Here is a 24,995-nt window from a genome sequence, read left to right on the forward strand (position 1 = left end):
ATCTCGATGCCTGTCGTCGTCCATTGGTGAGTTACTGATTGCGTGCTTGGGCCCTATCACGCAGGAGCGCCGAGAGCGTGGGGCGTGTGGTTAAGCTGTCAGGTGTGCCCGCTGTGGTTGGGGATATGCCTGCAGCGGTCGGGGCTTCAGGACGGAGCTCCTGGACTATGACTTCACACGCATCTTCGCTGTCCTCGAAGGCTGCATTGGCTAACCCCAAATGCGCTGCTGCGTCTAGGGAGCTCTGATCAAAGCCTGCAGCCTGTCGTGTCTCATCGACTTCACGGGCATGGTGCAGCGCTTCTTCCATCGACATGCCGTTACGCACAGTGATGTCCACGTAGAAGATCGGCAGCCCATGACTTTGCCGTGTCGACTTTCCACGAAGACGTAGCTCCAGCGGAAGACAGGCCAAACGATTGCCGGAGATTGCCTGGAGGTACTGCAGTCGAGCCGCCAAGGTACGAATGCTGTTGAAGCCCGTCGTACGAAACACAAAGCTGCCTAGTGAGTCCTCATCTCCGATGGCAACGTTGAGCCGGCCATAGGGCTTACAGGCGCCGCCCTTGGCGAGTGGGCAGCAGTCAGGCGAAGGGCAGGGCATCGACTCGACTCCGTCTTTGCCGCGGCGCCTGCAAATCTCGCCATTGCCCACGCAGATTGGACGACCGGTCTGGCGATCGAACAGGTAGTACTCAGCACGAAAATTTAGATCTGGAGCATTGAATAGCAGGCGGATCGGGATGCTGCGGATCTTGCCGCCTTGAGCTTTGCGTAGCTCTTCGTCGATAGGGTGTAGCAGCCAGTGATCCCGTATCTGAACTTGGGTGGTGATAGTGAATTGGTCGTCTTTCTCCGGTAGGCGTTTGCCGTTCTTTTCGACGACCTTGCCGATGGAAATCCGCCCGATCACTGGCGGGGTAATAGCCAGGCCTTTGAGCATTAGTGGCTCTCCAGTGGATGAGTAAAAAAGGCCACCCCGATGTGCAATTGCACCGGGGTGGCCAATGGGGGAATCGCATTCAGAGAATCAAGAACCGGCGGCTGCCGGATTTGGTGGTGGGGTAGCGTGCGAGGAGATAGGGCTTTTCTTTAAGAGCTTGAGCGACATCGAACACGACGCTGTCTTTTGTCTTGCGCCAGGACACCATGCCATTGGCGAACACCGCTCGACTGGCATCTCCCATGGCCTGTTGCAGCTGCTGCTTCAGCTCCGCCTCGCGCTTGCCCTGACGGTCGAGAGTGGCGCGCACAGATTTCAGTTCATCGAACGCCGATGACAGGAATGCGTCTTCAGAAAAATCCAGTGTGCGTCCCTGGTCTAGGGGATACAGACAACGCAATGCACGTTCTGCCGATTCAGATCCATCTGCCGGCGGTGGAGTGTCACGAAGAACGTAGCCCCAAAACTCTTTCTCCAGTTCGATCAGCCAATGGATGAGCTCGTCATCACGCTCAATTCGGTGGATCTCCAGATGTTGACCACCGAGCAGTACAGCTACATCCGCAGCCTGCTTTCCAGTCACCGCCAACTGGTGCATCACCTGCAGTTGTACGTAGACGGGTACTCCTTCTCTCCAAAGGCTGGCGCCATTGATCCCAGCGGTCTTGCACTCGAGGATTTGGACTTCCTCTGAGCCGATGACTTCACGATCGATGTTTGCGAGCATCCAATCGAGCTTCGCGTCAGGATGCTGCAGCACGGCATTGATACGGCGTACTCGATTGCCGGTGCGCTGGGTGTAATGCCGCGCAACGATCGATTCCAGGATGTTGCCCCAGTAGGTGGGGCTTTCCTCATCGTTCACATCGCTCTTAGGTAATCCTGAATCGCGGCCGGTTTTCTCCAGCCATAACTCCAGCTGTGACTTGTAGGGGTTAAGGCCGACAGCAGCGGCTGCATCGGAGCTGCCAATGCCGCGTTTGCGGACAGCAAGCCAGTCATCGCGAGACAGATCCTTCGTGCTTACCAAGCGTACGGCTGGGCGAGGTAGGTCCGAGCTGGGGGTGAAATAGGCGTGGGCCATAGAAGCCTCCGGGCATAAAAAAGCCCAGCAGGTCTTCACCGGCTGGGCATGCAAGGGATTTGCTGCTGATGCGTTGGGGCGCTTAGCCCTGGTGAGCACCAATGCTGATGAAGAAACAGACGATCCAGGTGATGAAGTAGGCGAGGTTTTGGTTCAGCAGTTTGGAGCGCTGATACAGGTAAACCGGCACCACAAATACCCAGCCTTTGAAGCGGCTGACATCATGACCGGCTTGTTTGAGACGCTTGGAGTCGAGCACCGACAAGCCGATGTTCAACGCCAGGGTGACGTACCAGTAGCGGTTCTCCGACATGGCTCGCTCCCACTGTGCTTCATTCGCACCGAACAGACCGGCAACGAAGGACTCCAGCAGATAGCCAATGATCGGAGCGAAGGCGATCAGCCAGACAATCTTATTGTTTACGCCGGAGCCGGTGAGGGGCGGCGGCCCAAACTCATCCAGGTGCTGGCGAAGCTCTGTTTGCTCAATCTTGACCCATGCGGTCATGCCTTTCTTCCAAACCATCGAGCCGTAGGTCAGCGTTCCACTGCGGATCAAATCGATGATCTGCTGTTGATCGAAGCCGCCTTTGCGTTCGCCGTTCTGCTCGTAGTGCCATTGATTGCCGACTGCGTCAGCGCCGTTGGATTGGGCGTTATCAAAACTGGTGCTCATGACATTTCCTTAGGGTGAGCCGGCCCGCTGCGGAAGATGGCTTCCACAGGGCATTGGGGGATTTAGGGGGTTATTTTTTCGGGAGCATGTCGGCATTTACGCCGATCTGATTGCCTTTCTTGTCGTAGCACATGGGCAGGGAGTCGCAGTTCCCTCCTTTGGCTGCCACATCCGCTTCGTTGACGGCCGGAATGCCAATGATGGGCAGGCTGGCCAGTTTCACCGTGACAAGCCCCAAGACCGTATCGACGGTGCAGTAGTCGCTATCGTTGATAGGGCAGACGGCATGGAATTTTTCACCAGGCTCTCGCTTGCCTAGAGAGTTGGCAGTCTGACGTTTCCCGTTGAAGCCAGGGCCTGTGCCATTGGCATAGGAAACCGGGTTACCGGCTGTGTCGACGCCCATGTACCAACCTGCCGCGACGACATAGTTTCCTTTGGGCGCATTGCCGTAGAAATCCTTGCCCAGGGCGCAGATTCCATCATCACCACAGGTGACCGGCTTGAAGCCAGATACGAACCGCACCTCACCATTGGGCATGACGAGGCGAGCGACTTTAGGGGCATCGAGCGGCAAGCATGTGCTGGCCGGTCCCTCAGCGGCAGTGAATAGACCCTCAAATGGTGAGCTTTTCAGGCTCCACGGATTTGAGCAGGGCATGACGTTGTTAGCCGCTTGAGTGACCGTTGCTGCGGTAGCCAGAACAAGGGCTACGAGTACTGCGATTTTCATGGGCTTCCCTCTCTGAGTTTTCCTTGCTGAGTGGATCTGTCGGTGGATGCGGGTTTGCTAACGCCCCTTAAGAGGAGTTCGTGTCTTGCATGACAGGCTCCCGAGTGAGGACCGCTGTGGTTTTGGAATGAGAAAACTGTGCAATGTCACGATTAGTGTGTTCACGATTAGATCACATTAATCAACGATCTGGGAATGACGCATCCCTCCCAGCATCCAGCTCTCCGCATACGCTTCGGCTCCCGAGTCCGGGAGTTGCGGGTGGCTAGTGGGGTAACGCAAGAGGAGTTTGCAGAGATGTGTGGGTTTGCTCGGACTTACATGTCGCGTATAGAAACCGGCGGAGCTAATCCGAGCCTTGATGCTATTAAGGTGTTGGCTGATGCACTGGGTATTTCGATATCACTGTTGTTTGAGAGCCTGTGACTTCCATACCGTTTCGCTCGTTCTGAAGGGCAATGGATGCTTGGCGCTAGTTACGCTGCTAGCGCCAGAGCAGCATCCAACGCCTTCTGCTTGATCACCGCACCCTGACCAAACCACGCGGAGTCCATGCGGTACTCATTGCTGCGCGCACGCCGCTCGTGATCTACAAACTCTGTGACTGCATTGAGCAGTCCCCACGCGGTTCCCTTAGCTGCTTCCAGATGCGAACCGCGCCCGGCGCCCTCATACAGTTCATGCACCTTACGTAATGCGCGCTCGTTAACGAGCTTTTCGGGTATTTCCTGGTTTGCCCTCACGTCGCACAGGACGTTCATGAAAAAGCTCGTTGCTTCGCGCGGGTGTACCTGGGTGTCAGCCAAGATACGCATGCGGTACATGAACTCGTCCCATTGCGAGACTGCGATGCCGAGTTGCTTCTTCACAGCCTGAGCGTCGAAGCGGGTGCTGTGCGGGACTTTGATCGCCCGGGTGGCGCCGTCGATGGCGATGGTGAGGGTGTTGTTGCACACCACCCGTACGGTTGTCGGAGTGGCTGTTGTGGCTAAAGTCCCGTCGCAGGACGTAGCCAACAGCAGATAACCGTTAACCAGGTCGTTGCCCTTCAGCGAGGTGTTCTGTCCGGTGCGAGCCAGTGCCCAAAACTTACGACCGCCTTTGAGCACGCCGGCGGTTTCAAGCTCGTAGCCGGAGACTTGTGTGAGGTCCCGGTAGAACTCCAACACCTCTCGCGGTTGCACGACTTGATAGCGTTGAGAGACGACGGAGAGGGGAGCCTTCGTATCAGAGCGATAGAGCACCTTTTGTTCGGGGAAGGAGTGGATGCTGCCAAGGTGGCCTACCGAATCTGATTTGAAGTGAACTGGGCTTTCCTGGATCTGCCAGTCCATGCCTGCTTCACGCTGCCAGACTTCGAGTGGTTGTCGCTGCGACAGACGACTACCTAGGCCGTGCCAGGGAGCTACGCCAACGTAGGCCATGTTTTCTACGAGATGAGCCATGAGGGATTTCCTTTAGAAAATAGTCGACATATAGCGCGCGCGAGGCGCAGCACTATCCGGACGAATTAAATGGGACGGGTGTGTGGGCTGCGATCAGGCAGGCAGATTGAAGCGATGTCCGCAGAGTAGGCAGAGGTTTTGGGCCAGGATGTGGCGGTCGAGCGACTCACCCAGCTGAGCGCCGAGTGCGCAGCCTCCAACACCACCAACCAGGCCGCCGAGGATGGCGCCCGATACGGAGCCGAGGGTGATGCCAGCCGGTCCGGCGAGCGCGCCGATAGCCGTGCCAGTCTGGATACCTGCCAGGGCAGCGCTGACGCCGCGCGCAATACCACCTACGGTGCCGATGGCGGCGCCGATTCTCATGGCGTGCTGTAAGGACGCGACTTTCTGGGAGTGACAGCGAGGGCATTGCAGTGACATGGGGGCCTCCTTAGGGCTTATGTCACTGCGGTGATGTATGGCTGAGATTTTTTTGAATCGGATGGCCGCGCTCAGGGCTGGGAGAGTGGCCGGATAGCCGTGGAATGGGTGTTCAAGTCGACGTGAAATCAGCAGTCACGCTTCAGCGAAGTGGTCGTTTGCGGTCTACCGAAACGGCTGAGCATGACGTTCCGAGACTCGTCATTGCCACTGCTATTCCTGCTATCGATAGCAAAAATAGCAGCTATTTTTGCTGTCATGCTGGAATTCCTAAATTCAATTTTGAGATTTTACAGATTGTCAATGCCTTTGCTTAATTAAGTTCATGGTTTTTTAAGCGGATACCGTACGTCTTGCATAGATATCTCTACTCTTCGCTCATCAGATGTAAGCGAAAGGGAGGGTCTATGCAGTGTCTTGAAATTGTGAGCTTGGCAGGATGTGATGAGCGAGGAGGTAGTGTTACTCCTCGGCTAGTGCGCATGAAGATATTGGTTCAGCTCATAGGCTTGAGCCGCTCTACCATCTATGACCGAATGAATCCGAAGTCGCCGCGTTATGACTCGACTTTCCCTCTTCCGGTAAAGCTTTCGGGGGCGATTTGTAAAGGAGGAGCCGTGGCGTGGGTTGAAGAAGAGATTGCTGGTTGGATACGGGCTAGAACTATGTCGCCCACTAGTAGTGGGGTTGCAAATGACAATAAATGAACATGCTAGCTTGCCGAGTCCTGAGGGTAAGTTTCCAGATTATCCGCCGTTATCTAATTTTCGCAAGATTATGGATGAGGTCGAGAATAACGTTCAGGCTCCTCGCCCAATGATATATTTTAGTGCGCTGTCGGCCATAGCAATTGCCGTTCAAGGGCTTTTTGATGTGCGGAAGCCGAATGGTCAATGTGTTCCTTTGTCGTTGATGCTGTGCACTATTGCGGCCTCAGGTGATAGAAAAACTACTACTGATAATGTCTTCTCTCGCACTATAAGGGAGTTTCAGGAGGCTCGGGATAGTATATATAAGTGGGAGTTTAAGGGGTGGGAATTTCAGAATGATGTTATTTCCTCGAAGAGTAAGGAGCTCCTTAGGGTGATAGGGAGGCTTGCGGCTCAAGGTGAGCCTGTTGAGGAGGAGGAGGCTAAGCTTATGAAGCTTTCAAAGTCTAGGCCTACGAAGCCCAGGAGGTTTAAAGCCCTGTATGAAGATTCTACATCGGAAGCGTTGTTTTTCGGTTTGTCGCAGGATTTGCCTTCTGCAGGATTAACTTCGACAGAGGGCGGTATTCTAAATGGTAGAGCATTTAATGATCTGGCGAAACAGAACTCCTTGTGGAGTGGTGATTCTATATCTGTAGAGCGTAAAAGTAGCGAAAGTTACAGAGTTGACGGCGCTAGATTGACGGTCTCTATGTTGGTGCAGCCAAGTGCTTTTGATAACTACATTAAGCGTCATGGTGAAATGGCGCGAGGGTCTGGTTTGTGGGCTAGGTTTTTAGTGTCGCGACCTATTTCGATGCAGGGAAAAAGGATTATAAAAAATGGAACACTTTCATGGGAGCATTGTAATGAGTTTTCGGTGCGCTTGTTAAGCTATCTTGAGCGGAATGTTGAACTTCTCTCGAATCCTGGTAGGGTGCGCGGCGTGATTGAGTTTTCGCCTGAAGCCTGTAGGCGATGGATAAGTGTCTATAATGCGATTGAGGTGGAAATAAAAGAGGGCGGGAGATTTTTTGGTATGGGGGATCACGCATCAAAACTTGCTGAAAATATTTCCAGGGTGGCGGCGTTGCTTCATGTTTATGAATATGGAGAAGGTGAGATTTCAAAGGAAACTCTAGACTATGCTATAAAATTTTGCTTCTGGTGCTCTGATCAATTCAGGGAGGTGTTTATGGCGCCAACCCAGCTGGAGGTGGATGTAAATAAGCTTAGGGAGTGGTTTGATGAACATTGGGAAATGGGATATGACTATTTTCCTAAGACCAAGCTTTATCAGTATGCTCCTAAGGGGATTCGAACAAAGAGTCGCCTAGAGCCTGTTTTGGATTATATGCGGGAAAATGGGGAGATAGATTTCATTCATCAAGGACGTCTTTTTTGTGTTGAGCTTTGCTCTAGGTCTAGGGCGAACGTCACTTTGCCGAAATCCTATTTTGACGGTATTGGGAGAGACAGTTCTCGTCGTAGGCGTTTTTTATAGAGCCCGCTTTGCTTATTTCGTTAATTATGAATTGGCTGGGGTCCCATTTCGGAGGAGGGGCTCCTAGACTTTCTCTGAAGTCGCTGATGGCGGGAGATAATAGGATGGCGGTTTTGATAATATCTGGCCATCTTTTTGGAGGGCTTCTAAGAAGGGCTTCTAAGTGTTTTTTGGTTTTCTCTCTATTGCTTTGTGAGACTTTATTTCCTATCTTTCCTCGAAGAGATCTTGCTTGCTCTTCAATCAAGCGGTGCTCATACCCCTCTATAATTCCAATGTGATAGGCGGAGTGTGATGCTAGAGTGAATGCTCTGTCTGTTTTTTTGTTTTCTTGTTTTTTTAATGCCTCTTTTGCTTCCAGGTAGTAGAGTGTGGCATAGAAGAAATGCTTTCTAAGTATTCCTTTTTTTTCTCCTTCTTTGCTTTTGCTCCAGTAGTAGCAGGATAATATTTCCTTCCATTTGATCTCCTTTGACTTTGAGATTTCTTCTATTTTCTCGCAGAAGCTTGCCAGGGATGCTTCTTTTTTTCTTATTTCTTGGGCGGAAAGGTTTCCCCAATGCCTGATGAATTTTGATTCAAGAATCTGTCTTATTTGAAAAAGGAAGCTCTTGGTGTCCTCTGTAGGTATTAATTCTGGATGTGTGGGGAAGTTCTCATTTTTTTTCTGTGAAGGGGCGATGGTTTGTTTTCTTTTGACTTTTGAGGCTGGTTGTTTGTAGCTAGTCATTGGGGTTCCTTTCCAGGCCTTTATTTTCCCAGTCGTGGTAGTACAGAATCTACGTATAGCCTTATGGTCAAGACTATGCAATTCCGATCGTCCCGGAAAGCCCTTGCTAGCTGAGTAGAGATATCGTCTATACGCCGTAGAGGCATGCATAGGGTTTGTGGTTGACGTATCTAGCGCCTACATCTATTTCCTCGACAGGACTGGCTGGAGAATACTGGAGCTAGCGCTTGGAACTGCTCGGATCGAGGCTTTCTTACTGTGTATCACAGGCAAGGTCTAGGAAAGCTCCCCGAGTCTCCAGGCGAGCAATTTGGGGAAAACTAGAAGGAGTGCTGCTGCTTGGCGGGTTACTTTTCCCCGGTAAACTGAGTTGTGAAGCAAGCCGAATCCTTCGAATTGTTATCCCGTGGCCGCCGATCAATCAAAGATGGCTGTGTGACGTTCTCCTTGAGGCGGATGCTGTGCTTGGAGGGTTATTTGCTCTAGGTGCCGCCCCAGAGTCTGCCACGCTTCCGCCATTTCCTTGACGTAGCTATGGCGTTGGTAGGTGCGCTTAACCTTGTTTTCCTCTGTGTGGTTGAGGCAGCGTTCAGCGACTTCAGGGAGGACACCAAGGGCCGTCATGATCGTGGCACCCGTTCGCCTAAGATCGTGTGGAGTCCATTTCCCTCCAGGGAGGAGTAGCGCCTGAGCATTGGCGCTTCTGTTGCTCAGGGTCCCTTGATCTGGCAGGCGTTGCCTATCGCCAAGCTGCTTGGTCACAGTCTTTGAGCAGACAGGGCCACTATTTTGGGTGTTGGGATAGCACCATTCGCTGGCAGCGCTTATTGCCATGATGGCCTTGAATCGTTGGATGGCGAACGGCGAGAGGGTTACGTTGTGGGCCTTACCGTTTTTGCTTTGCTCTGCGGGTATGTGCCAGTTGCCTTTGATGAGGTCGACGTTCTCCCATCGAGCATTCAGCAGCTCGCCGATGCGGCAGCAGGTAGACAAAGCAATCCAAATTGCAGCCTCTGAAGAGGGGAGTAGGCCGGCTTGTGGGGTGAGCCTTGCCAGTGTGCGGATTTCTTCCTCGCTCAATACGCGATCTCGCTCGACGTCCTTGCCGCCAATTTTGGCTTTGCGAATACTCGCAGTCGGATCGTGATCAATTAAATCCCGGTCTACGGCGAATCGGAACATCTGGCGCATCAGGCTGAAGATCATCTTCGCCATCCGGTTTACGCCACGAGCGAGCAGAGCGTCCGTTACCTCGGTGACGTGACCTTTTTTCACATCTTCGACGGCCATTTTGCCGAGGAAAGGCAGAACATCTTTCTCGAACATGCGGCGGACTTCTGCGCCCCCGTCCTTGCGGTTGATTAAGTCGACCTTGGCCCAGTGGTCGAACAGATGCCGGACGGTTTTTCTGGCGGCTTGTCGGGCTTGGGCCGCCTCCGATGCAGCTTTCTCTGTGGCGACCCGTGCAAGTTCAGCATCGCGCGCCGCCACACGAGAAGCTTCCTCGGCTTCTAGATGTTGCTTTACATCTCTGACGCCTGACTTATGAAGCCCGGCAAGCTCTTTAGCCCGCTGACCTGCTTCAGCGAGTGTCATAGTGCCTTCGCTACCATCGCGACTGTATGTGCCAATGGGGAGAGTGATGCGCTCACTGCTGCTGTTGGTGTAGCGGAAGTAGAAGAGGCGCTCGCCGCTTGGAGTGATACGGGCCACCAAGCTGCCGTGTCCCCAGATGGCAACCTCGCTCAGCCACTTGTCGCTCGTACCCGGTTTGGCCGTCATCTGACGGTCTGTGATCTTGGCCATCTGGTTAGTTTCCCCGTTGCCAATTGGTTGCCAATTGAGACTATCTGGTTGCCAATTCGTTGCCAAATGAGATCGGCTTTCGTTGCATGGCTTCGGACTATTTTGGATGGTAAAGTCTAAATACTCTAGTAGGTTCAATGGGTTGAGCTGTTTTTATTGGACTCGCTTGGATTCCGCTGGAAGGGCTTTTACCTGCATGGGGTGCAAGGGGTAGAGTGTTCGAATCACTCCGTCCCGACCAAATTTGAAAAGGCCGGTTCAGCAATGAGCCGGCCTTTTTGCATCTCTCTTCCCTCAACAACTCTCTATATCGACCGCCAGCTCGGCGCGTCCCTCAGTGGCCAATCATCCTGCGCCGCCAGGAAGGTTGGTAGGTCTCGTCGCGCTATCCAGATTTCCCCTTGCCTCTTGATGACGCCGATGCGTTGGTCGGCCCAAGTCATGAAGGTGCGCTGAGGGTTGCTGCCGGGGATGTGCTGGGAGTCGTGGAGGATTGGGAGGACTTCGTCGCTGAGCCATTTGGCGATGTTGCGGTGTTCGGGGTGCCAGAAGCGGTAGAGGGCTTTGTAGGCGCCGGATTCGCTGATGACCTCTACTTCCTCGTGGAAACCGCTGAGGTATTCCAGGATGACGGCGTGTTTCTGTTCTGGGTCCATGCGCTGGGGCAGGCGGTAGGGGCGGCGGGCGTTGATCAGACGGGCGAAGTCGCAGGGTTGGCGGTCGATCAGGACTGCGCGCAGTTGGTGGGTGTGGCGTTGGAAGGCGACAGGTCTGTAGGCGTCTTGCATGGTGAAGCTCCATCTACGAGGTTGAGGAGTCGCCACACGTTGTCGCTATTCAAAGGGTGGCGGACCGCGCAGGGTTAGCGAACCGGGAGATGGAACCGGCAGACCCGAGGGTCTCCCCGCGCGATCCGCCATAGAGCCAGTAGTGAATACTACAGGCGTGAAAGGGCCTACAGGAAATAGTCGCTGTTTCCCGCATGCGCCTTCAGCGCAATCGCGCCATCTCTTCAAGTCGCTAAACCCGGTCACGGGATTGACCGTGACGGACGGAGGATGGAAGAAGGCTTTCGGAGGCGGCAACCTGCAAAGCGCGTAGGAATCTGGGAGGCGTGTCTCGAGATGGGCGGTTCGGCGGCGTCTTCTCTATATGGGCGCGCGATTCAGTTGCATGGTCGTTGCTGATGCGCCTGGGGTGGTGCGGCTGCAGGACGGTGCTCCTTCTATATGGAAGGAGGAGGGGAGAGGTCCTTTGTCATCTTTCTGCAAAAAGTCGTTGACGGCCAATTTAAACTCCCTATAATGCGCACCACTCCCAGCGACGAAGCGCTGAAAGAACTTGAAAATCAAGTACTTACAGAGATTCGAGGTTGCGAGTGGTGATCAGGCAGGTGATTCACTTGCCGCTCTTCATTAGCTGCTCCGGCAGCGAGCTGAAAAGAAGGTCGCCGAGGTGCTTGACAGTGAGTTTGATCGCTGTAGAATGCGCCTCCCGCTGATGAGGGGTTTGACTTCTCGGAAGCCCAAGCGATTGAGTAGAAAAGAAATTTTCGAAAAATAAAGCTTGACGAAAGATGAGGTTAGCGTAGAATGCGCGCCTCGGTTGAGACGAAAGCCTTAACCAACTGCTCTTTAACAAGTTGAATCAAGCAATTCGTGTGGGTGCTTGTGATGTAAGACTGATGATCGACTGATTATCAGCAACGCAAGTAACACTCGTGAATTCGAGAGTTTTAGCTCATTAAATTGAGCATGCGATTGCTGAGCCAAGTTTAGGGTTTTCTCAAAACCCAAGCAGTATTGAACTGAAGAGTTTGATCATGGCTCAGATTGAACGCTGGCGGCAGGCCTAACACATGCAAGTCGAGCGGATGATGGGAGCTTGCTCCCGGATTCAGCGGCGGACGGGTGAGTAATGCCTAGGAATCTGCCTGGTAGTGGGGGACAACGTTTCGAAAGGAACGCTAATACCGCATACGTCCTACGGGAGAAAGCAGGGGACCTTCGGGCCTTGCGCTATCAGATGAGCCTAGGTCGGATTAGCTAGTTGGTGGGGTAAAGGCCTACCAAGGCGACGATCCGTAACTGGTCTGAGAGGATGATCAGTCACACTGGAACTGAGACACGGTCCAGACTCCTACGGGAGGCAGCAGTGGGGAATATTGGACAATGGGCGAAAGCCTGATCCAGCCATGCCGCGTGTGTGAAGAAGGTCTTCGGATTGTAAAGCACTTTAAGTTGGGAGGAAGGGCAGTAAGTTAATACCTTGCTGTTTTGACGTTACCAACAGAATAAGCACCGGCTAACTTCGTGCCAGCAGCCGCGGTAATACGAAGGGTGCAAGCGTTAATCGGAATTACTGGGCGTAAAGCGCGCGTAGGTGGTTTGGTAAGATGGATGTGAAATCCCCGGGCTCAACCTGGGAACTGCATCCATAACTGCCTGACTAGAGTACGGTAGAGGGTGGTGGAATTTCCTGTGTAGCGGTGAAATGCGTAGATATAGGAAGGAACACCAGTGGCGAAGGCGACCACCTGGACTGATACTGACACTGAGGTGCGAAAGCGTGGGGAGCAAACAGGATTAGATACCCTGGTAGTCCACGCCGTAAACGATGTCGACTAGCCGTTGGGATCCTTGAGATCTTAGTGGCGCAGCTAACGCGATAAGTCGACCGCCTGGGGAGTACGGCCGCAAGGTTAAAACTCAAATGAATTGACGGGGGCCCGCACAAGCGGTGGAGCATGTGGTTTAATTCGAAGCAACGCGAAGAACCTTACCTGGCCTTGACATGTCCGGAATCTTGCAGAGATGCGAGAGTGCCTTCGGGAATCGGAACACAGGTGCTGCATGGCTGTCGTCAGCTCGTGTCGTGAGATGTTGGGTTAAGTCCCGTAACGAGCGCAACCCTTGTCCTTAGTTACCAGCACGTTATGGTGGGCACTCTAAGGAGACTGCCGGTGACAAACCGGAGGAAGGTGGGGATGACGTCAAGTCATCATGGCCCTTACGGCCAGGGCTACACACGTGCTACAATGGTCGGTACAGAGGGTTGCCAAGCCGCGAGGTGGAGCTAATCCCATAAAACCGATCGTAGTCCGGATCGCAGTCTGCAACTCGACTGCGTGAAGTCGGAATCGCTAGTAATCGTGAATCAGAATGTCACGGTGAATACGTTCCCGGGCCTTGTACACACCGCCCGTCACACCATGGGAGTGGGTTGCTCCAGAAGTAGCTAGTCTAACCGCAAGGGGGACGGTTACCACGGAGTGATTCATGACTGGGGTGAAGTCGTAACAAGGTAGCCGTAGGGGAACCTGCGGCTGGATCACCTCCTTAATCGAAGATCTCAGCTTCTTCATAAGCTCCCACACGAATTGCTTGATTCACTGGTTAGACGATTGGGTCTGTAGCTCAGTTGGTTAGAGCGCACCCCTGATAAGGGTGAGGTCGGCAGTTCGAATCTGCCCAGACCCACCAATTGTTGTGGTGTGCTGCGATCCGATGGGGCCATAGCTCAGCTGGGAGAGCGCCTGCTTTGCACGCAGGAGGTCAGGAGTTCGATCCTCCTTGGCTCCACCATTAAATCGTCGAAAGCTCAGACATGAATGTTCAGGTTGAACGAACATTGATGTCTGGTCTTTGTGCCAGAACTGTTCTTTAAAAATTTGGGTATGTGATAGAAGTAGACTGAATAATCTCTTTCACTGGTGATTATTCAAGTCAAGGTAAAATTTGCGAGTTCAAGCGCGAATTTTCGGCGAATGTCGTCTTCACGTTCGAGACAATAACCAGATTGCTTGGGGTTATATGGTCAAGTGAAGAAGCGCATACGGTGGATGCCTTGGCAGTCAGAGGCGATGAAAGACGTGGTAGCCTGCGATAAGCTTCGGGGAGTCGGCAAACAGACTTTGATCCGGAGATCTCTGAATGGGGAAACCCACCCGGCATAAGCTGGGTATCTTGTACTGAATACATAGGTGCAAGAGGCGAACCAGGGGAACTGAAACATCTAAGTACCCTGAGGAAAAGAAATCAACCGAGATTCCCTTAGTAGTGGCGAGCGAACGGGGACTAGCCCTTAAGCTTCTTTGAATCTAACAGAACGCTCTGGAAAGTGCGGCCATAGTGGGTGATAGCCCCGTATGTGAAAGGTTCTTTGAAGTGAAATCGAGTAGGACGGAGCACGAGAAACTTTGTCTGAATATGGGGGGACCATCCTCCAAGGCTAAATACTACTGACTGACCGATAGTGAACCAGTACCGTGAGGGAAAGGCGAAAAGAACCCCGGAGAGGGGAGTGAAATAGAACCTGAAACCGTATGCGTACAAGCAGTGGGAGCCTACTTTGTTAGGTGACTGCGTACCTTTTGTATAATGGGTCAGCGACTTATATTCAGTGGCGAGCTTAACCGTATAGGGAAGGCGTAGCGAAAGCGAGTCTTAATAGGGCGTTTTAGTCGCTGGGTATAGACCCGAAACCGGGCGATCTATCCATGAGCAGGTTGAAGGTTAGGTAACACTGACTGGAGGACCGAACCCACTCCCGTTGAAAAGGTAGGGGATGACTTGTGGATCGGAGTGAAAGGCTAATCAAGCTCGGAGATAGCTGGTTCTCCTCGAAAGCTATTTAGGTAGCGCCTCACGTATCACTCCAGGGGGTAGAGCACTGTTTCGGCTAGGGGGTCATCCCGACTTACCAAACCGATGCAAACTCCGAATACCTGGAAGTGTCAGCGTGGGAGACACACGGCGGGTGCTAACGTCCGTCGTGAAAAGGGAAACAACCCAGACCGTCAGCTAAGGTCCCAAAGTTATGGTTAAGTGGTAAACGATGTGGGAAGGCTTAGACAGCTAGGAGGTTGGCTTAGAAGCAGCCACCCTTTAAAGAAAGCGTAATAGCTCACTAGTCGAGTCGGCCTGCGCGGAAGATGTAACGGGGCTCAAACCATACACCGAAGCTACGGGTGCATCGCAAGATGCGCGGTAGAGGAGCGTTCTGTAAGCCTGTGAAGGTGAGTTGAGAAGCTTGCTGGAGGTATCAGAAGTGCGAATGCTGACATGAGTAACGACAATGGGAGTGAAAAACTCCCACGCCGAAAGACCAAGGGTTCCTGCGCAACGTTAATCGACGCAGGGTTAGTCGGTCCCTAAGGCGAGGCTGAAGAGCGTAGTCGATGGGAAACAGGTTAATATTCCTGTACTTCTAGTTACTGCGATGGAGGGACGGAGAAGGCTAGGCCAGCTTGGCGTTGGTTGTCCAAGTTTAAGGTGGTAGGCAGAGATCTTAGGTAAATCCGGGGTCTTAATGCCGAGAGCTGATGACGAGTCATCTTTCAGATGATGAAGTGGTTGATGCCATGCTTCCAGGAAAAGCTTCTAAGCTTCAGGTAACTAGGAACCGTACCCCAAACCGACACAGGTGGTTGGGTAGAGAATACCAAGGCGCTTGAGAGAACTCGGGTGAAGGAACTAGGCAAAATGGCACCGTAACTTCGGGAGAAGGTGCGCCGGCGAGGGTTAAGGATTTACTCCGTAAGCCCATGCCGGTCGAAGATACCAGGCCGCTGCGACTGTTTATTAAAAACACAGCACTCTGCAAACACGAAAGTGGACGTATAGGGTGTGACGCCTGCCCGGTGCCGGAAGGTTAATTGATGGGGTTAGCGAAAGCGAAGCTCTTGATCGAAGCCCCGGTAAACGGCGGCCGTAACTATAACGGTCCTAAGGTAGCGAAATTCCTTGTCGGGTAAGTTCCGACCTGCACGAATGGCGTAACGATGGCGGCGCTGTCTCCACCCGAGACTCAGTGAAATTGAAATCGCTGTGAAGATGCAGTGTATCCGCGGCTAGACGGAAAGACCCCGTGAACCTTTACTGTAGCTTTGCACTGGACTTTGAGCCTGCTTGTGTAGGATAGGTGGGAGGCTTTGAAGCGTGGACGCCAGTCTGCGTGGAGCCATCCTTGAAATACCACCCTGGCATGCTTGAGGTTCTAACTCTGGTCCGTTATCCGGATCGAGGACAGTGTATGGTGGGCAGTTTGACTGGGGCGGTCTCCTCCTAAAGAGTAACGGAGGAGTACGAAGGTGCGCTCAGACCGGTCGGAAATCGGTCGTAGAGTATAAAGGCAAAAGCGCGCTTGACTGCGAGACAGACACGTCGAGCAGGTACGAAAGTAGGTCTTAGTGATCCGGTGGTTCTGTATGGAAGGGCCATCGCTCAACGGATAAAAGGTACTCCGGGGATAACAGGCTGATACCGCCCAAGAGTTCATATCGACGGCGGTGTTTGGCACCTCGATGTCGGCTCATCACATCCTGGGGCTGAAGCCGGTCCCAAGGGTATGGCTGTTCGCCATTTAAAGTGGTACGCGAGCTGGGTTTAGAACGTCGTGAGACAGTTCGGTCCCTATCTGCCGTGGACGTTTGAGATTTGAGAGGGGCTGCTCCTAGTACGAGAGGACCGGAGTGGACGAACCTCTGGTGTTCCGGTTGTCACGCCAGTGGCATTGCCGGGTAGCTATGTTCGGAATAGATAACCGCTGAAAGCATCTAAGCGGGAAACTAGCCTCAAGATGAGATCTCACTGGGAACTTGATTCCCCTAAAGGGCCGTCGAAGACTACGACGTTGATAGGTCGGGTGTGTAAGCGCTGTGAGGCGTTGAGCTAACCGATACTAATTGCCCGTGAGGCTTGACCATATAACACCCAAACAATTTGCGTGTTGTACGGTGAAGACGTAACGAACCGAAAGTTCGTGTGAACCGCAAATACCTGTCACATACCCGAATCTGGATGAGCGTGTGCAACTGCCACGAGCGTCCGTAAAGAATTGCTTGACGACCATAGAGCGTTGGAACCACCTGATCCCATCCCGAACTCAGTAGTGAAACGACGCATCGCCGATGGTAGTGTGGAGTTTCTCCATGTGAGAGTAGGTCATCGTCAAGCTCCTATCCCAAGACCCCTGGTCAGCTTCGCTGGCCGGGGGTTTTGCTTATTAGTGTAAGCAACCCGAATTCGGATGAGCGCCAAGGCGAGCATCCAACCGAATTGCTTGACGACCATAGAGCATTGGAACCACCTGATCCCATCCCGAACTCAGTAGTGAAACGATGCATCGCCGATGGTAGTGTGGAGTTTCTCCATGTGAGAGTAGGTCATCGTCAAGCTTCTAATTCCAAGGCCCCTGATCAGCGAAAGCTGATCGGGGGCTTTGTTTTTGGGGCGGGAAAATGCCGGCAGGATGCTTCGGTATGGTGCTGCCTTCTCCTTGAGTAGAGAGGGGTAGGGGCCGTTCCGGGTTAGAGCCTTGGGGATTCGGTTCGCGAGCAAGCTCGCTCCTACAGAGGGACAAGCCGCTTGGCCATGATGATGGTGCGCTCTTCTCCCTGCAGTTGTTCGCGTACGACGTGATAGCCCAGATGCGAGTAGAAGCTCTCCGCGGTGAGGGATGACGGGACCAGCAGGGCGTCTATACCGCGCTCCAGGGCGGCCTTCTCGATTTGCCTCATCAGCCCCTGGCCGACGCCTTTGCGTTGTTGCTGAGGCGCTACGAAGAGGCTGCGCACGGCATTGCCATCCAGTGCGCCTGTGCCGACCACCTGGTCGCCCAGCAAGGCGACGAACGCCAACCGATGTTCGAGTAATTCCATCACCCGCTCAGGCGTGAAGTGCGCCACCACCGACTCGATGACGCTCGTCGGGTAGTTCTGGCTGTTGCTCTCCCTGACCGCCGCCACGATCACCTGGCTGATGGCCTTGGCGTCGTTGCTGCGGGCTTGTCTGATCATCAAATCCATCTGCGTACTCCCTGTTATCAGCCTGTTCATCCTGACTGGATCGGGCGCGGGAGGGTAGGGCGGAATCGCAGGCAACAAAAAAGGCGCCCTGAGGCGCCTTTTTTGTTTGGATCACCGATCAGCCGTTGTGGCGTTTCAGGACCAGGGTGGCGTTGGTGCCGCCGAAGCCGAAGCTGTTGCTCATGACGGTGTCGATCTTCGCGTTTTCGCGGGTCTCGCGCAGGATCGGCAGGTCGGCGACCTCCGGGTCCAGTTCGTCGATGTTTGCGGAGCCGGCGATGAAGTTGCCTTCCATCATCAGCAGGCAGTAGATCGCTTCGTGAACGCCAGCAGCGCCCAGGGAGTGGCCGGACAGGCTCTTGGTGGAGCTGATGGCCGGGGCGTTGCTGCCGAACACTTCGCGCACGCCACGGATTTCGGCAACGTCGCCGACCGGGGTGGAGGTGCCGTGGGTGTTCAGGTAGTCGATCGGGGTGTCGACGGTGGCCAGGGCCTGCTGCATGCAGCGGATGGCGCCTTCGCCGCTCGGGGCGACCATGTCGTAGCCGTCGGAAGTGGCGCCGTAGCCGACGATCTCGGCGTAGATCTTGGCACCACGCTTGAGGGCGTGTTCCAGCTCTTCGACCACGACCATACCGCCGCCGCCGGCGATGACGAAGCCGTCACGCTTGGCGTCGTAGGCGCGGGAAGCTTTTTCCGGAGTGTCGTTGTACTGGGTGGAGAGGGCGCCCATGGCGTCGAACAGGCAGCTCTGGCTCCAGTGTTCTTCCTCACCGCCGCCAGCGAAGACGACGTCCTGCTTACCCAGCTGGATCTGCTCCATGGCCTGGCCGATGCAATGCGCGCTGGTGGCGCAGGCCGAGGAGATGGAGTAGTTCACGCCCTTGATCTGGAAGGGAGTGGCCAGGCACGCAGATACGGTGCTGCCCATGGTGCGGGTCACGCGGTATGGGCCGATGCGCTTGACGCCCTTCTCGCGCAGGGTGTCGATGGCTTCCATCTGGTTCAGGGTGGAAGCACCGCCGGAGCCGGCGATCAGGCCGGTGCGCGGGTTGGAGATCTGCTCGGGGGTGAGGCCGGAGTCCTTGATCGCCTGTTCCATTGCCAGGTAGGCATAAGCGGCGGCGTCGCCCATGAAGCGGAAGACCTTGCGGTCGATCAGCTCTTCCAGGTTCAGGTTGACCGAACCGGACACGTGGCTGCGCAGGCCCATCTCGGCGTAGCTGGGGTTGTGGCGGATGCCAGCACGGCCTGCACGCAGGTTGGCGGAGACGGTGTCTTTGTCATTGCCCAGGCAGGAAACAATGCCCAGACCGGTGATCACGACGCGACGCATGCGGATACCCTTAGAAGCTGTCAGTGGAAGTGAACAGGCCGACGCGGAGGCCTTCGGCGCTGTAGATTTCGCGGCCATCGACGCTGACGGTGCCGTCGGCGATGGCCAGGATCAGCGAACGATTGATCGTACGCTTGATGTGAATGTTGTAGGTGACTTTCTTGGCGGTCGGCAGGACCTGGCCGAAGAACTTCACTTCGCCCGAACCCAGGGCGCGGCCGCGGCCGGGGTTGCCCTGCCAGCCGAGGTGGAAGCCTACCAGTTGCCACATGGCGTCGAGGCCCAGGCAGCCCGGCATGACGGGGTCGCCTTCGAAGTGGCAGGCGAAGAACCACAGGTCCGGGTTGATATCCAGCTCGGCGACCAGTTCGCCCTTGCCGTACTTGCCGCCGACATCACTGATGTGGGTGATGCGGTCGATCATCAGCATGTTCGGGGCGGGCAGTTGCGCATTACCCGGGCCGAAGAGCTCGCCGCGGCTGCAGCGCAGCAGGTCTTCTCGGGTGAAGGCGTTTTGTTTGGTCATGCGAGCTCCTCAAAAATCCTGGATAGCAGGCGTTGTTTGGCTTGTGCCTGCGGTGCCGCGTACCGTCGTTCTTGTCACGGTGTCATGCGGCAGCCTAGTCATAGACTATTGCCTTTAAGTGAAAGTCACAGCAATCGGCGAACGCTTGTTCACTTTTCGCCGACGCCAGGTTTCCCTGTCGGGACGCAGGCCGTGGGCCGGTCCGCAGTTTGCGGGCAAGTGCTCCCTGGATCAACGACCTGGAGCAACCCAGCGCTGCAGAATCCGCTGCAACTCCGCGCGTTTGAACGGCTTTGCGAGATAGTCGTTCATTCCTGCCTCAAGGCACGCCTCGCGATCACCCTGTAGCGCATTGGCGGTCAGGGCGATGATCGGCACCTGTTCGCCGCCCAGTTTCGCTCGGATCTGCCGGGTAGCTTCGTAGCCGTTGAGCACCGGCAGGCGGCAGTCCATCAGGATCACCGCGAACTCGCCGCGCTCCGAGGTGCGCACTGCCTGGGCGCCGTCACCCACCAGCGTGACGCGATAGCCCAGGCTGCGCAACATAGCTTCTATGACCGTTTGATTCACCGGGTTGTCTTCCACCAGCAGCACGGACTGACCAGTGGCAAGCGCGGCGCCACCGTTCGTCCCGTCCTCTGCGGCGCTTTGACGCTCGCGGAAGGGCAGCGGGATCTCCAGGGTGAAGGTCGAACCGCAGCCTTCCTCGCTGACCGCACCCAGGGTGCCGCCCATCCGTTCGGCGAGGGTGCGCGCGATGGACAGGCCCAGCCCGGTGCCGCCATAGCGCCGCGAGGTGGAGGAGTCTGCCTGCTGGAAGGCCTCGAACATGTGTTCCAGGCGTTCGTGAGAGATGCCGATGCCGCTGTCCTGCACCGAGCAACTGAGCCACAGCACCTCTGCGTCCAGTGCCTGCCAGGTGGCCTCCAGTCGCACGCCGCCTTCCTCGGTGAATTTCAGCGCATTGCCCAACAGGTTGACGAGGATCTGCCGGATGCGCGTCGGGTCACCCTGCACCTCGAGATTGTCCAGCCCGTCCTGAACATTCATTTCCAGTGCCAGGCCGCGCTGCTGGGCGCTGTGCTGGAAGACTTGAATGGAGCTCTGGATCAGTTCCAGCAGGTTGAACGGAATGCGCTCCAGCTCCAGCGCGCCGCGCTCGACGCGGGAGAAGTCGAGGATGTCGTTGATCACCTTGAGCAGGTGCTCGGTGGATTCGGTGGCCAGTGCGCTGTATTCGGCCTGCTCCTGGTTCAGTTCGGTGGTTTCCAGCAGCTGCAGCATGCCCAGCACGCCGTTCATCGGAGTGCGCAGCTCGTGGCTCATCATCGCCAGGAAGTCGGATTTGGCACGGTTGGCCTCTTCGGCCTCCTCTCGCGCGGCCACCAGTTGGGCGATGCTGCGCTCCTGCTCCAGGCTGGCCTGTTGCAGGCCGCGGGCGAGGTTGTTGATGTGGCGGGCGAGGTCGCCGACTTCGCCGTCGTCCGGCACCGGCAGGGTGGTGTGGTAGTCGCCGGTCTGGATCGCCTGCACGGCGCGGCCCATGGTGCGGATCGGCGCGGCGAGTCGACGGGCGAGACGGCGCGCCAGCAGGTACGTGAGGATCAGGGCGAACAGGGCGAGCAGGCTGGCCTTGAGGAGGATCTCCTGCTGCCGCTCGCTGAAGGCGTCGCTGGCCATGCCGACCACCACGCGGCCCAGGTAGTCGCCGCTGGGCGGCGCGGCGGCCGGCAGCATGTCGTTGGAGCCGCCCAGCGCGCTGCCATTGAGGGCGATGTTCTCGCGCTGGATCGAGGCGTGGAAGATTTCCACCTTGGTACTCGCCTGCGCGGGATCGGCTGCGTGCTCGACGTAGACGAGGATGTTGTCGCCCCGGTCGCGCACCTCGATGAAGCGCACGTGGGCGGTGCTCAGGGTCGCCCGCAGGAGGCTCTGCAGCACGGGCAGGTTGCCGGAGATCACCCCGTATTCCGCCGCCGGGGCGAGCTGGTTGGCGATCAGTTGGCCGGTGTGGTTGGACTCCAGGCGCAGGTCCTGCAGACGCGAGTAGGTGAAGTAGCCGGTCAGCAGCACGGTCAACAGCAGCGCAGGCCCCAGGCTGATGGCCAGCATGCGCGTCTGGATGTTCCAGCTCTTGCGGGAACTCATGGTTTCTCTCCTTCGGCCAGGCGCTGCGCAAGCTGCGCGTCGTCCGGCAGGTCGATGCCCAGCGAACGCGCCACCTGGCGGTTGCTCTGCACCTTGAAGCGTTCGGGGTAGAGGCTGCGCGGCCATTGCTCCGCTGGCTGGTCGAGCAGGGTGTCCAGGGTCTCCAGCCAGTCGCTCTGGTCGCTGTAGCTGCTGGCCAGGCTGCCGGCCTTGACGAAGGTGGCGGTAGGGCCGATCAGCGCCCGGTTCTCGGCGTAGGCGCTGAGGAGGATGCCCTTGATGGTCTGCGCGTTATAAAGCTGTTTGTCGTCCAGCCCGAGCAGCAGGTCACTGCGACCGAGCAATTCTCGCAACGGGCGGCTGTCGTCAGGACGGGTTTGCCGTTCGTTGATGAGCTCGACGCCGAGCTCCCGCGCAGCCTGGTCGAGCTCCGGCAGGAGGAACTCGCTGGTAGGGCCGAGCAGCACGCCAATGCGCTGCGGACGCGGGCTGAGTTGCAGCGCCAGTTGCAGTTGCCGGGCCGGCGGCGGGTCGCTCCATAGCAGGCTGAGGTGCGGTGGCTCGCGCTCGCCCAGGACCTGCCGGGCTTCGACGCGGCTTACCAGTAGCGTCAGCGCCGGCGGTGCGTCGTGGCTGGCCAGGCGCCAGTTCAGCGCGCCGCTGCCGAGCAGCAACAGGCGCGTCTGGCCATCGAGGTTGGCGGCGGGGGGCAGGTTTTCCGGGGTCTCCAGTCGCACCTGGTCATTAGGCCGATGTTGCGCCAGCGCTTCGGCGAAGTCCTGCAGGGCTGGGCTCTGCTCGGTGCTGACCAGCAGGATGTCGCGGGCCTGGGCCGGCAGCGCGAAGAGGCAGGCCAACCAGAGCAGCAGGGCGGCGAAGAGGGGGCCGGGGCTCGTCCATGAGCGGCGGGCAGGCATGCTAGAAGGCCACCTCGGCGCTGAAGTAGAGCAGGTGGCGGTTGTCGTAGCGGTTTTCCGGCCAGGTCAGTGGTTCGTCGTCCAGGCGCTGCTGCAGGACGCCGGCCAGTTCCAGCGCGGCGCGGCCCAGGGGAATGCGCTTGGCCACGCGTAGGTCGATGCGCTCGAAGCGGTGTTCGTTCAGCGCATCGTCGCCATAGTAGAAGACCGAGCTGGACCAGCCGCGGCCCCAGTCGCGCATCCACCCGGCCGAGCCGCTGTTGCGCGCGGTGAGGCGCCGGTCGAATCGGCTGCTGGCGTCGTAGTCGACATAGGCATAGGTCAGCCGCACGCGGTCCTGCCGCGTCAGGCGCCAGTCCAGCTGGGTTTCGGCGCCGCTGAAGCGGATGTCGTTGTCGTTGGTCGGTTCGAAGTCGGATACCTGCAAGGGATCGCTGATCAGCCCGTGGATTTCGTCGTAGTAGGCTTTGATGTCCACCGCCAGCCCGAGTTCGTCGAACTGGCCGTTGTAACCGATTTCCCGCGAGCGCATGCGCTCCTGGTCCAGGTCGCCGGGACCGTGGGCGCGGGCAAAGTAGTAGGCACTGGACTGGCCATACGCGAGCGGCGAGAGGTTGCGCACCCGGTAGCTCCAGTTCACGTCGTTCTCGTACATGTCCGGCGAGCGCACGGCTTCGGAATACACCGCTCGCAGGCTGTGGCGCGGATTGATCAGGTAGTTCAGCGCGAGGCGCGGGCTGACCGAACTGCCGGAAAGCTGGTCGTCCTCCGCCATCGCACCGCCCTGCAGCAGCCAGTGCGGCGACAGGTGCCATTCCAGCTGGCCGAACAGGCGCCAGATGTCGTTGTTCACCGTGCCGTCGAAGTAGGTCTCCGAGGTGGCCTGGTCGTGCCGATAACTCATGCCGCTGACCAGCCGCACGCTTTCGGCGAGGCTCAGGGTGTCCTGGATTTCCAGGTCGTAGCGGGTCTCGCGAATGTTCTGATTCACCTGCCCGCACACCGGCAGGTAGGCGCCATTGGCCAGTTGCTGCAGTACCTGTCCGGCCAGCGCCTGTTCCTGAGCGGTCCCGCGGGGAATCCTGGGCAGCGACTCGGCCAGGTCGTCGACGTACTTCGGGTTCAGCGACCAGAGCTGCGCCAGCTGGGGGCTGAAGGCGACCTGGGCCTCGCAGGCGCCGAAGTCCTGCAGGCGCTCCCAGTGCTCGGCGTAGCCCTGCACATAGAAGCTGTGCTCGGGGTTCACGTCGAAGGTCCAGCGCATCGAGCCCGCGTAGTCGCGCGCGGTCAGGTCGGAGTTGTCGTCGCCGGGGGCGATGTCGCCGAAGATCGGCTCGTAGCTGTAGGGCCGCTGGTTCGTGCCTTCCTTGGCCGCCAACTGCCAGTCCAGGCTGTTGCGCAGGTCGAGGTTGTGGCTGGCCACCAGGTTGAAGCGGTTCAGTCGACGGCCATCGCGGTAATTGCGATCGAACTGGTCATGGTCGAAGCCGTCGTCTTCCTGGCCGGACAACGACAACCGGTAATCGCCTGAGCGGTCGTGGATGCCCTGGCTCGCATACCAGTCGCGGACGCCGTTCTGCCCGGCGGTGTATTTCAACCGCGTGCCCTGGCTGTCGGCCGGGTGGCGGGTGAGGATGTTGATGACGCCCATCAGCGCATTGGCGCCGTAGCTCACCGCGTTGGGGCCGCGGAAGACCTCGATGCGGTCGATGTCCTCGATGGCCACCGGGATGTCGCTCCAGTCCACCGTCGCCAGGCCCGGGCGGTACACCGAGCGGCCGTCCACCAGCACCTGCAGGCGCCGCGCCTCGGTGACGTTGGTGCCGTGGTAGTTCACCGTCGCCTGGTTGCCCGACAGGTAGCCGACCATCATGCCCGGTACCAGGCGCATCAGCTCCGGAATGTCGCGAGCGCCGGAAGCCTTGATCAGGTCGCGGTCGAGTACCGTCATGCTGCCGGGCACTTCCGCGGGGGACTGTTTCAGCCGCGTCGCGGTCAGTACCTGGGGAATGTCGAGGCTGTCCACGAACAGATCGCCCGCCATGGCCTTGCCGGCCAGCAGCGCGGCAAGCAGGGTAAGCGGCAAAGGGACGCGGACGGGATGCTGCACGGAACGACCTTGTTCTCGGTTTTTATCAGGTGTGTCGACGTCTGGAGTTAGACGTTTTCTGTCAGACGGATGTTAAACGAGGCAGCGCTGATTGCCAGTCCGGCGATCCGGGCTGGTC

18 protein-coding genes, 2 tRNA genes and 4 rRNA genes are annotated in these 24,995 nt (G+C 56.8%); 9 read left to right on the forward strand and 15 right to left on the reverse strand.

Annotated elements, in window-relative coordinates:
- Nucleotides 1-31: 31 nt before the first annotated feature.
- From RS899_RS05860 to RS899_RS05875, 4 genes are all read right to left on the reverse strand, one after another.
- Nucleotides 32-943, reverse strand: coding sequence for a hydrolase or metal-binding protein (locus tag RS899_RS05860; protein ID WP_315809334.1), 912 nt, complete (start codon nt 941-943; stop codon nt 32-34).
- Nucleotides 944-1,022: 79 nt separating this feature from the next.
- Nucleotides 1,023-2,027, reverse strand: coding sequence for a lambda-exonuclease family protein (locus RS899_RS05865; protein ID WP_315809335.1), 1,005 nt, complete (start codon nt 2,025-2,027; stop codon nt 1,023-1,025).
- An 82-nt stretch (nt 2,028-2,109) separates the two neighbouring features.
- Entirely contained in the window at nt 2,110-2,703 is a 594-nt protein-coding gene (locus RS899_RS05870; RefSeq protein WP_315809336.1) for a DUF4339 domain-containing protein, read from the reverse strand.
- A gap of 70 nt (nt 2,704-2,773) precedes the next feature.
- A complete protein-coding gene (locus tag RS899_RS05875; RefSeq protein ID WP_315809337.1) occupies nt 2,774-3,436 on the reverse strand; it encodes a hypothetical protein in 663 nt (220 codons plus the stop codon).
- Nucleotides 3,437-3,631: 195 nt separating this feature from the next.
- On the opposite strand from RS899_RS05875, the gene RS899_RS05880 reads away from it, so the two are divergent.
- Nucleotides 3,632-3,862, forward strand: coding sequence for a helix-turn-helix transcriptional regulator (locus RS899_RS05880; protein WP_315809338.1), 231 nt, complete (start codon nt 3,632-3,634; stop codon nt 3,860-3,862).
- 50 nt (nt 3,863-3,912) lie between these two features.
- Here the strand turns inward: RS899_RS05880 and RS899_RS05885 are convergent, their stop codons facing one another.
- The gene (locus RS899_RS05885; RefSeq protein WP_315809339.1) at nt 3,913-4,881 is read right to left on the reverse strand and encodes a DUF932 domain-containing protein; all 969 of its coding nucleotides are present in this window, start codon (nt 4,879-4,881) and stop codon (nt 3,913-3,915) included.
- A 93-nt stretch (nt 4,882-4,974) separates the two neighbouring features.
- Nucleotides 4,975-5,304: a hypothetical protein gene (locus RS899_RS05890; RefSeq protein WP_315809340.1), complete on the reverse strand. Its 330-nt coding sequence runs from the start codon at nt 5,302-5,304 to the stop codon at nt 4,975-4,977.
- A gap of 482 nt (nt 5,305-5,786) precedes the next feature.
- Between RS899_RS05890 and RS899_RS05895 the strand changes: the two genes are divergently transcribed.
- Nucleotides 5,787-6,011 carry a helix-turn-helix transcriptional regulator gene (locus RS899_RS05895; RefSeq protein ID WP_315809341.1) on the forward strand — a complete coding sequence of 75 codons (225 nt, stop codon included), beginning with the start codon at nt 5,787-5,789 and terminating at the stop codon, nt 6,009-6,011.
- Complete coding sequence (locus RS899_RS05900) at nt 5,932-7,497, forward strand: YfjI family protein (protein ID WP_315809342.1); 1,566 nt, start codon at nt 5,932-5,934, stop codon at nt 7,495-7,497. The genes RS899_RS05895 and RS899_RS05900 overlap by 80 nt, the downstream gene beginning before the upstream one ends.
- Here the strand turns inward: RS899_RS05900 and RS899_RS05905 are convergent.
- The 3 genes from RS899_RS05905 to RS899_RS05915 form a co-directional block, all read right to left on the reverse strand.
- On the reverse strand, nt 7,430-8,227 hold the full coding sequence (locus tag RS899_RS05905) for a hypothetical protein (RefSeq protein WP_315809343.1): 798 nt from the start codon (nt 8,225-8,227) through the stop codon (nt 7,430-7,432). The genes RS899_RS05900 and RS899_RS05905 overlap by 68 nt on opposite strands.
- A 417-nt stretch (nt 8,228-8,644) precedes the next feature.
- Entirely contained in the window at nt 8,645-10,033 is a 1,389-nt protein-coding gene (locus RS899_RS05910) for a tyrosine-type recombinase/integrase (RefSeq protein WP_315809344.1), read from the reverse strand.
- Nucleotides 10,034-10,338: 305 nt separating this feature from the next.
- Nucleotides 10,339-10,821 carry a phage antirepressor gene (locus RS899_RS05915; RefSeq protein WP_233300469.1) on the reverse strand — a complete coding sequence of 161 codons (483 nt, stop codon included), beginning with the start codon at nt 10,819-10,821 and terminating at the stop codon, nt 10,339-10,341.
- A gap of 1,016 nt (nt 10,822-11,837) precedes the next feature.
- On the opposite strand from RS899_RS05915, the gene RS899_RS05920 reads away from it, so the two are divergent.
- The 6 genes from RS899_RS05920 to rrf (RS899_RS05945) all read left to right on the forward strand — a co-directional run bounded on the left by RS899_RS05920 (nt 11,838) and on the right by rrf (RS899_RS05945) (nt 17,210).
- Nucleotides 11,838-13,374: ribosomal RNA gene (locus RS899_RS05920) — 16S ribosomal RNA — on the forward strand.
- A 64-nt stretch (nt 13,375-13,438) separates the two neighbouring features.
- Nucleotides 13,439-13,515: transfer RNA gene (locus tag RS899_RS05925), tRNA-Ile, on the forward strand.
- A gap of 26 nt (nt 13,516-13,541) precedes the next feature.
- Nucleotides 13,542-13,617, forward strand: a tRNA-Ala gene (locus RS899_RS05930).
- 230 nt (nt 13,618-13,847) lie between these two features.
- A 23S ribosomal RNA gene (locus RS899_RS05935) occupies nt 13,848-16,739 on the forward strand.
- A 134-nt stretch (nt 16,740-16,873) separates the two neighbouring features.
- Nucleotides 16,874-16,989, forward strand: a 5S ribosomal RNA gene (rrf, locus tag RS899_RS05940).
- 105 nt (nt 16,990-17,094) lie between these two features.
- Nucleotides 17,095-17,210 (forward strand): 5S ribosomal RNA (rrf, locus tag RS899_RS05945).
- Together the 16S, 23S and 5S rRNA genes with 2 tRNA genes alongside form the textbook arrangement of a ribosomal RNA operon.
- Before the next feature lie 171 nt (nt 17,211-17,381).
- Here rrf (RS899_RS05945) and RS899_RS05950 read toward each other — a convergent pair.
- The 6 genes from RS899_RS05950 to RS899_RS05975 form a co-directional block, all read right to left on the reverse strand.
- The gene (locus RS899_RS05950; RefSeq protein ID WP_233300179.1) at nt 17,382-17,840 is read right to left on the reverse strand and encodes a GNAT family N-acetyltransferase; all 459 of its coding nucleotides are present in this window, start codon (nt 17,838-17,840) and stop codon (nt 17,382-17,384) included.
- 118 nt (nt 17,841-17,958) lie between these two features.
- Entirely contained in the window at nt 17,959-19,176 is a 1,218-nt protein-coding gene (gene fabB / locus RS899_RS05955) for a beta-ketoacyl-ACP synthase I (RefSeq protein WP_024766931.1), read from the reverse strand.
- Nucleotides 19,177-19,186: 10 nt separating this feature from the next.
- Nucleotides 19,187-19,702 carry a 3-hydroxyacyl-[acyl-carrier-protein] dehydratase FabA gene (gene fabA / locus RS899_RS05960; RefSeq protein ID WP_017517389.1) on the reverse strand — a complete coding sequence of 172 codons (516 nt, stop codon included), beginning with the start codon at nt 19,700-19,702 and terminating at the stop codon, nt 19,187-19,189.
- 231 nt (nt 19,703-19,933) lie between these two features.
- Nucleotides 19,934-21,850: an ATP-binding protein gene (locus RS899_RS05965; RefSeq protein WP_315809345.1), complete on the reverse strand. Its 1,917-nt coding sequence runs from the start codon at nt 21,848-21,850 to the stop codon at nt 19,934-19,936.
- The gene (locus tag RS899_RS05970) at nt 21,847-22,767 is read right to left on the reverse strand and encodes an ABC transporter substrate-binding protein (protein WP_315809346.1); all 921 of its coding nucleotides are present in this window, start codon (nt 22,765-22,767) and stop codon (nt 21,847-21,849) included. Before RS899_RS05970 ends, RS899_RS05965 begins: the two co-directional genes overlap by 4 nt.
- Nucleotide 22,768: 1 nt before the next feature.
- A complete protein-coding gene (locus RS899_RS05975) occupies nt 22,769-24,877 on the reverse strand; it encodes a TonB-dependent receptor plug domain-containing protein (RefSeq protein WP_409978047.1) in 2,109 nt (702 codons plus the stop codon).
- Nucleotides 24,878-24,995: the final 118 nt, after the last annotated feature.

Origin of the sequence: Pseudomonas sp. C9-3 (assembly GCF_032392015.1) — a bacterium.
Taxonomy (GTDB): Bacteria; Pseudomonadota; Gammaproteobacteria; order Pseudomonadales; family Pseudomonadaceae; genus Pseudomonas; species Pseudomonas nitroreducens.

Bases quoted from the DNA above. Each gene is read 5' to 3' on its own strand.
- RS899_RS05860 (WP_315809334.1), bottom strand. From the start codon at position 943: ATGCTCAAAGGCCTGGCTATTACCCCGCCAGTGATCGGGCGGATTTCC.
- RS899_RS05865 (WP_315809335.1), bottom strand. From the start codon at position 2,027: ATGGCCCACGCCTATTTCACCCCCAGCTCGGACCTACCTCGCCCAGCC.
- RS899_RS05870 (WP_315809336.1), bottom strand. From the start codon at position 2,703: ATGAGCACCAGTTTTGATAACGCCCAATCCAACGGCGCTGACGCAGTC.
- RS899_RS05875 (WP_315809337.1), bottom strand. From the start codon at position 3,436: ATGAAAATCGCAGTACTCGTAGCCCTTGTTCTGGCTACCGCAGCAACG.
- RS899_RS05880 (WP_315809338.1), top strand. From the start codon at position 3,632: ATGACGCATCCCTCCCAGCATCCAGCTCTCCGCATACGCTTCGGCTCC.
- RS899_RS05885 (WP_315809339.1), bottom strand. From the start codon at position 4,881: ATGGCTCATCTCGTAGAAAACATGGCCTACGTTGGCGTAGCTCCCTGG.
- RS899_RS05890 (WP_315809340.1), bottom strand. From the start codon at position 5,304: ATGTCACTGCAATGCCCTCGCTGTCACTCCCAGAAAGTCGCGTCCTTA.
- RS899_RS05895 (WP_315809341.1), top strand. From the start codon at position 5,787: ATGAAGATATTGGTTCAGCTCATAGGCTTGAGCCGCTCTACCATCTAT.
- RS899_RS05905 (WP_315809343.1), bottom strand. From the start codon at position 8,227: ATGACTAGCTACAAACAACCAGCCTCAAAAGTCAAAAGAAAACAAACC.
- RS899_RS05910 (WP_315809344.1), bottom strand. From the start codon at position 10,033: ATGGCCAAGATCACAGACCGTCAGATGACGGCCAAACCGGGTACGAGC.
- RS899_RS05915 (WP_233300469.1), bottom strand. From the start codon at position 10,821: ATGCAAGACGCCTACAGACCTGTCGCCTTCCAACGCCACACCCACCAA.
- RS899_RS05950 (WP_233300179.1), bottom strand. From the start codon at position 17,840: ATGGATTTGATGATCAGACAAGCCCGCAGCAACGACGCCAAGGCCATC.
- fabB (WP_024766931.1), bottom strand. From the start codon at position 19,176: ATGCGTCGCGTCGTGATCACCGGTCTGGGCATTGTTTCCTGCCTGGGC.
- fabA (WP_017517389.1), bottom strand. From the start codon at position 19,702: ATGACCAAACAAAACGCCTTCACCCGAGAAGACCTGCTGCGCTGCAGC.
- RS899_RS05965 (WP_315809345.1), bottom strand. From the start codon at position 21,850: ATGAGTTCCCGCAAGAGCTGGAACATCCAGACGCGCATGCTGGCCATC.
- RS899_RS05970 (WP_315809346.1), bottom strand. From the start codon at position 22,767: ATGCCTGCCCGCCGCTCATGGACGAGCCCCGGCCCCCTCTTCGCCGCC.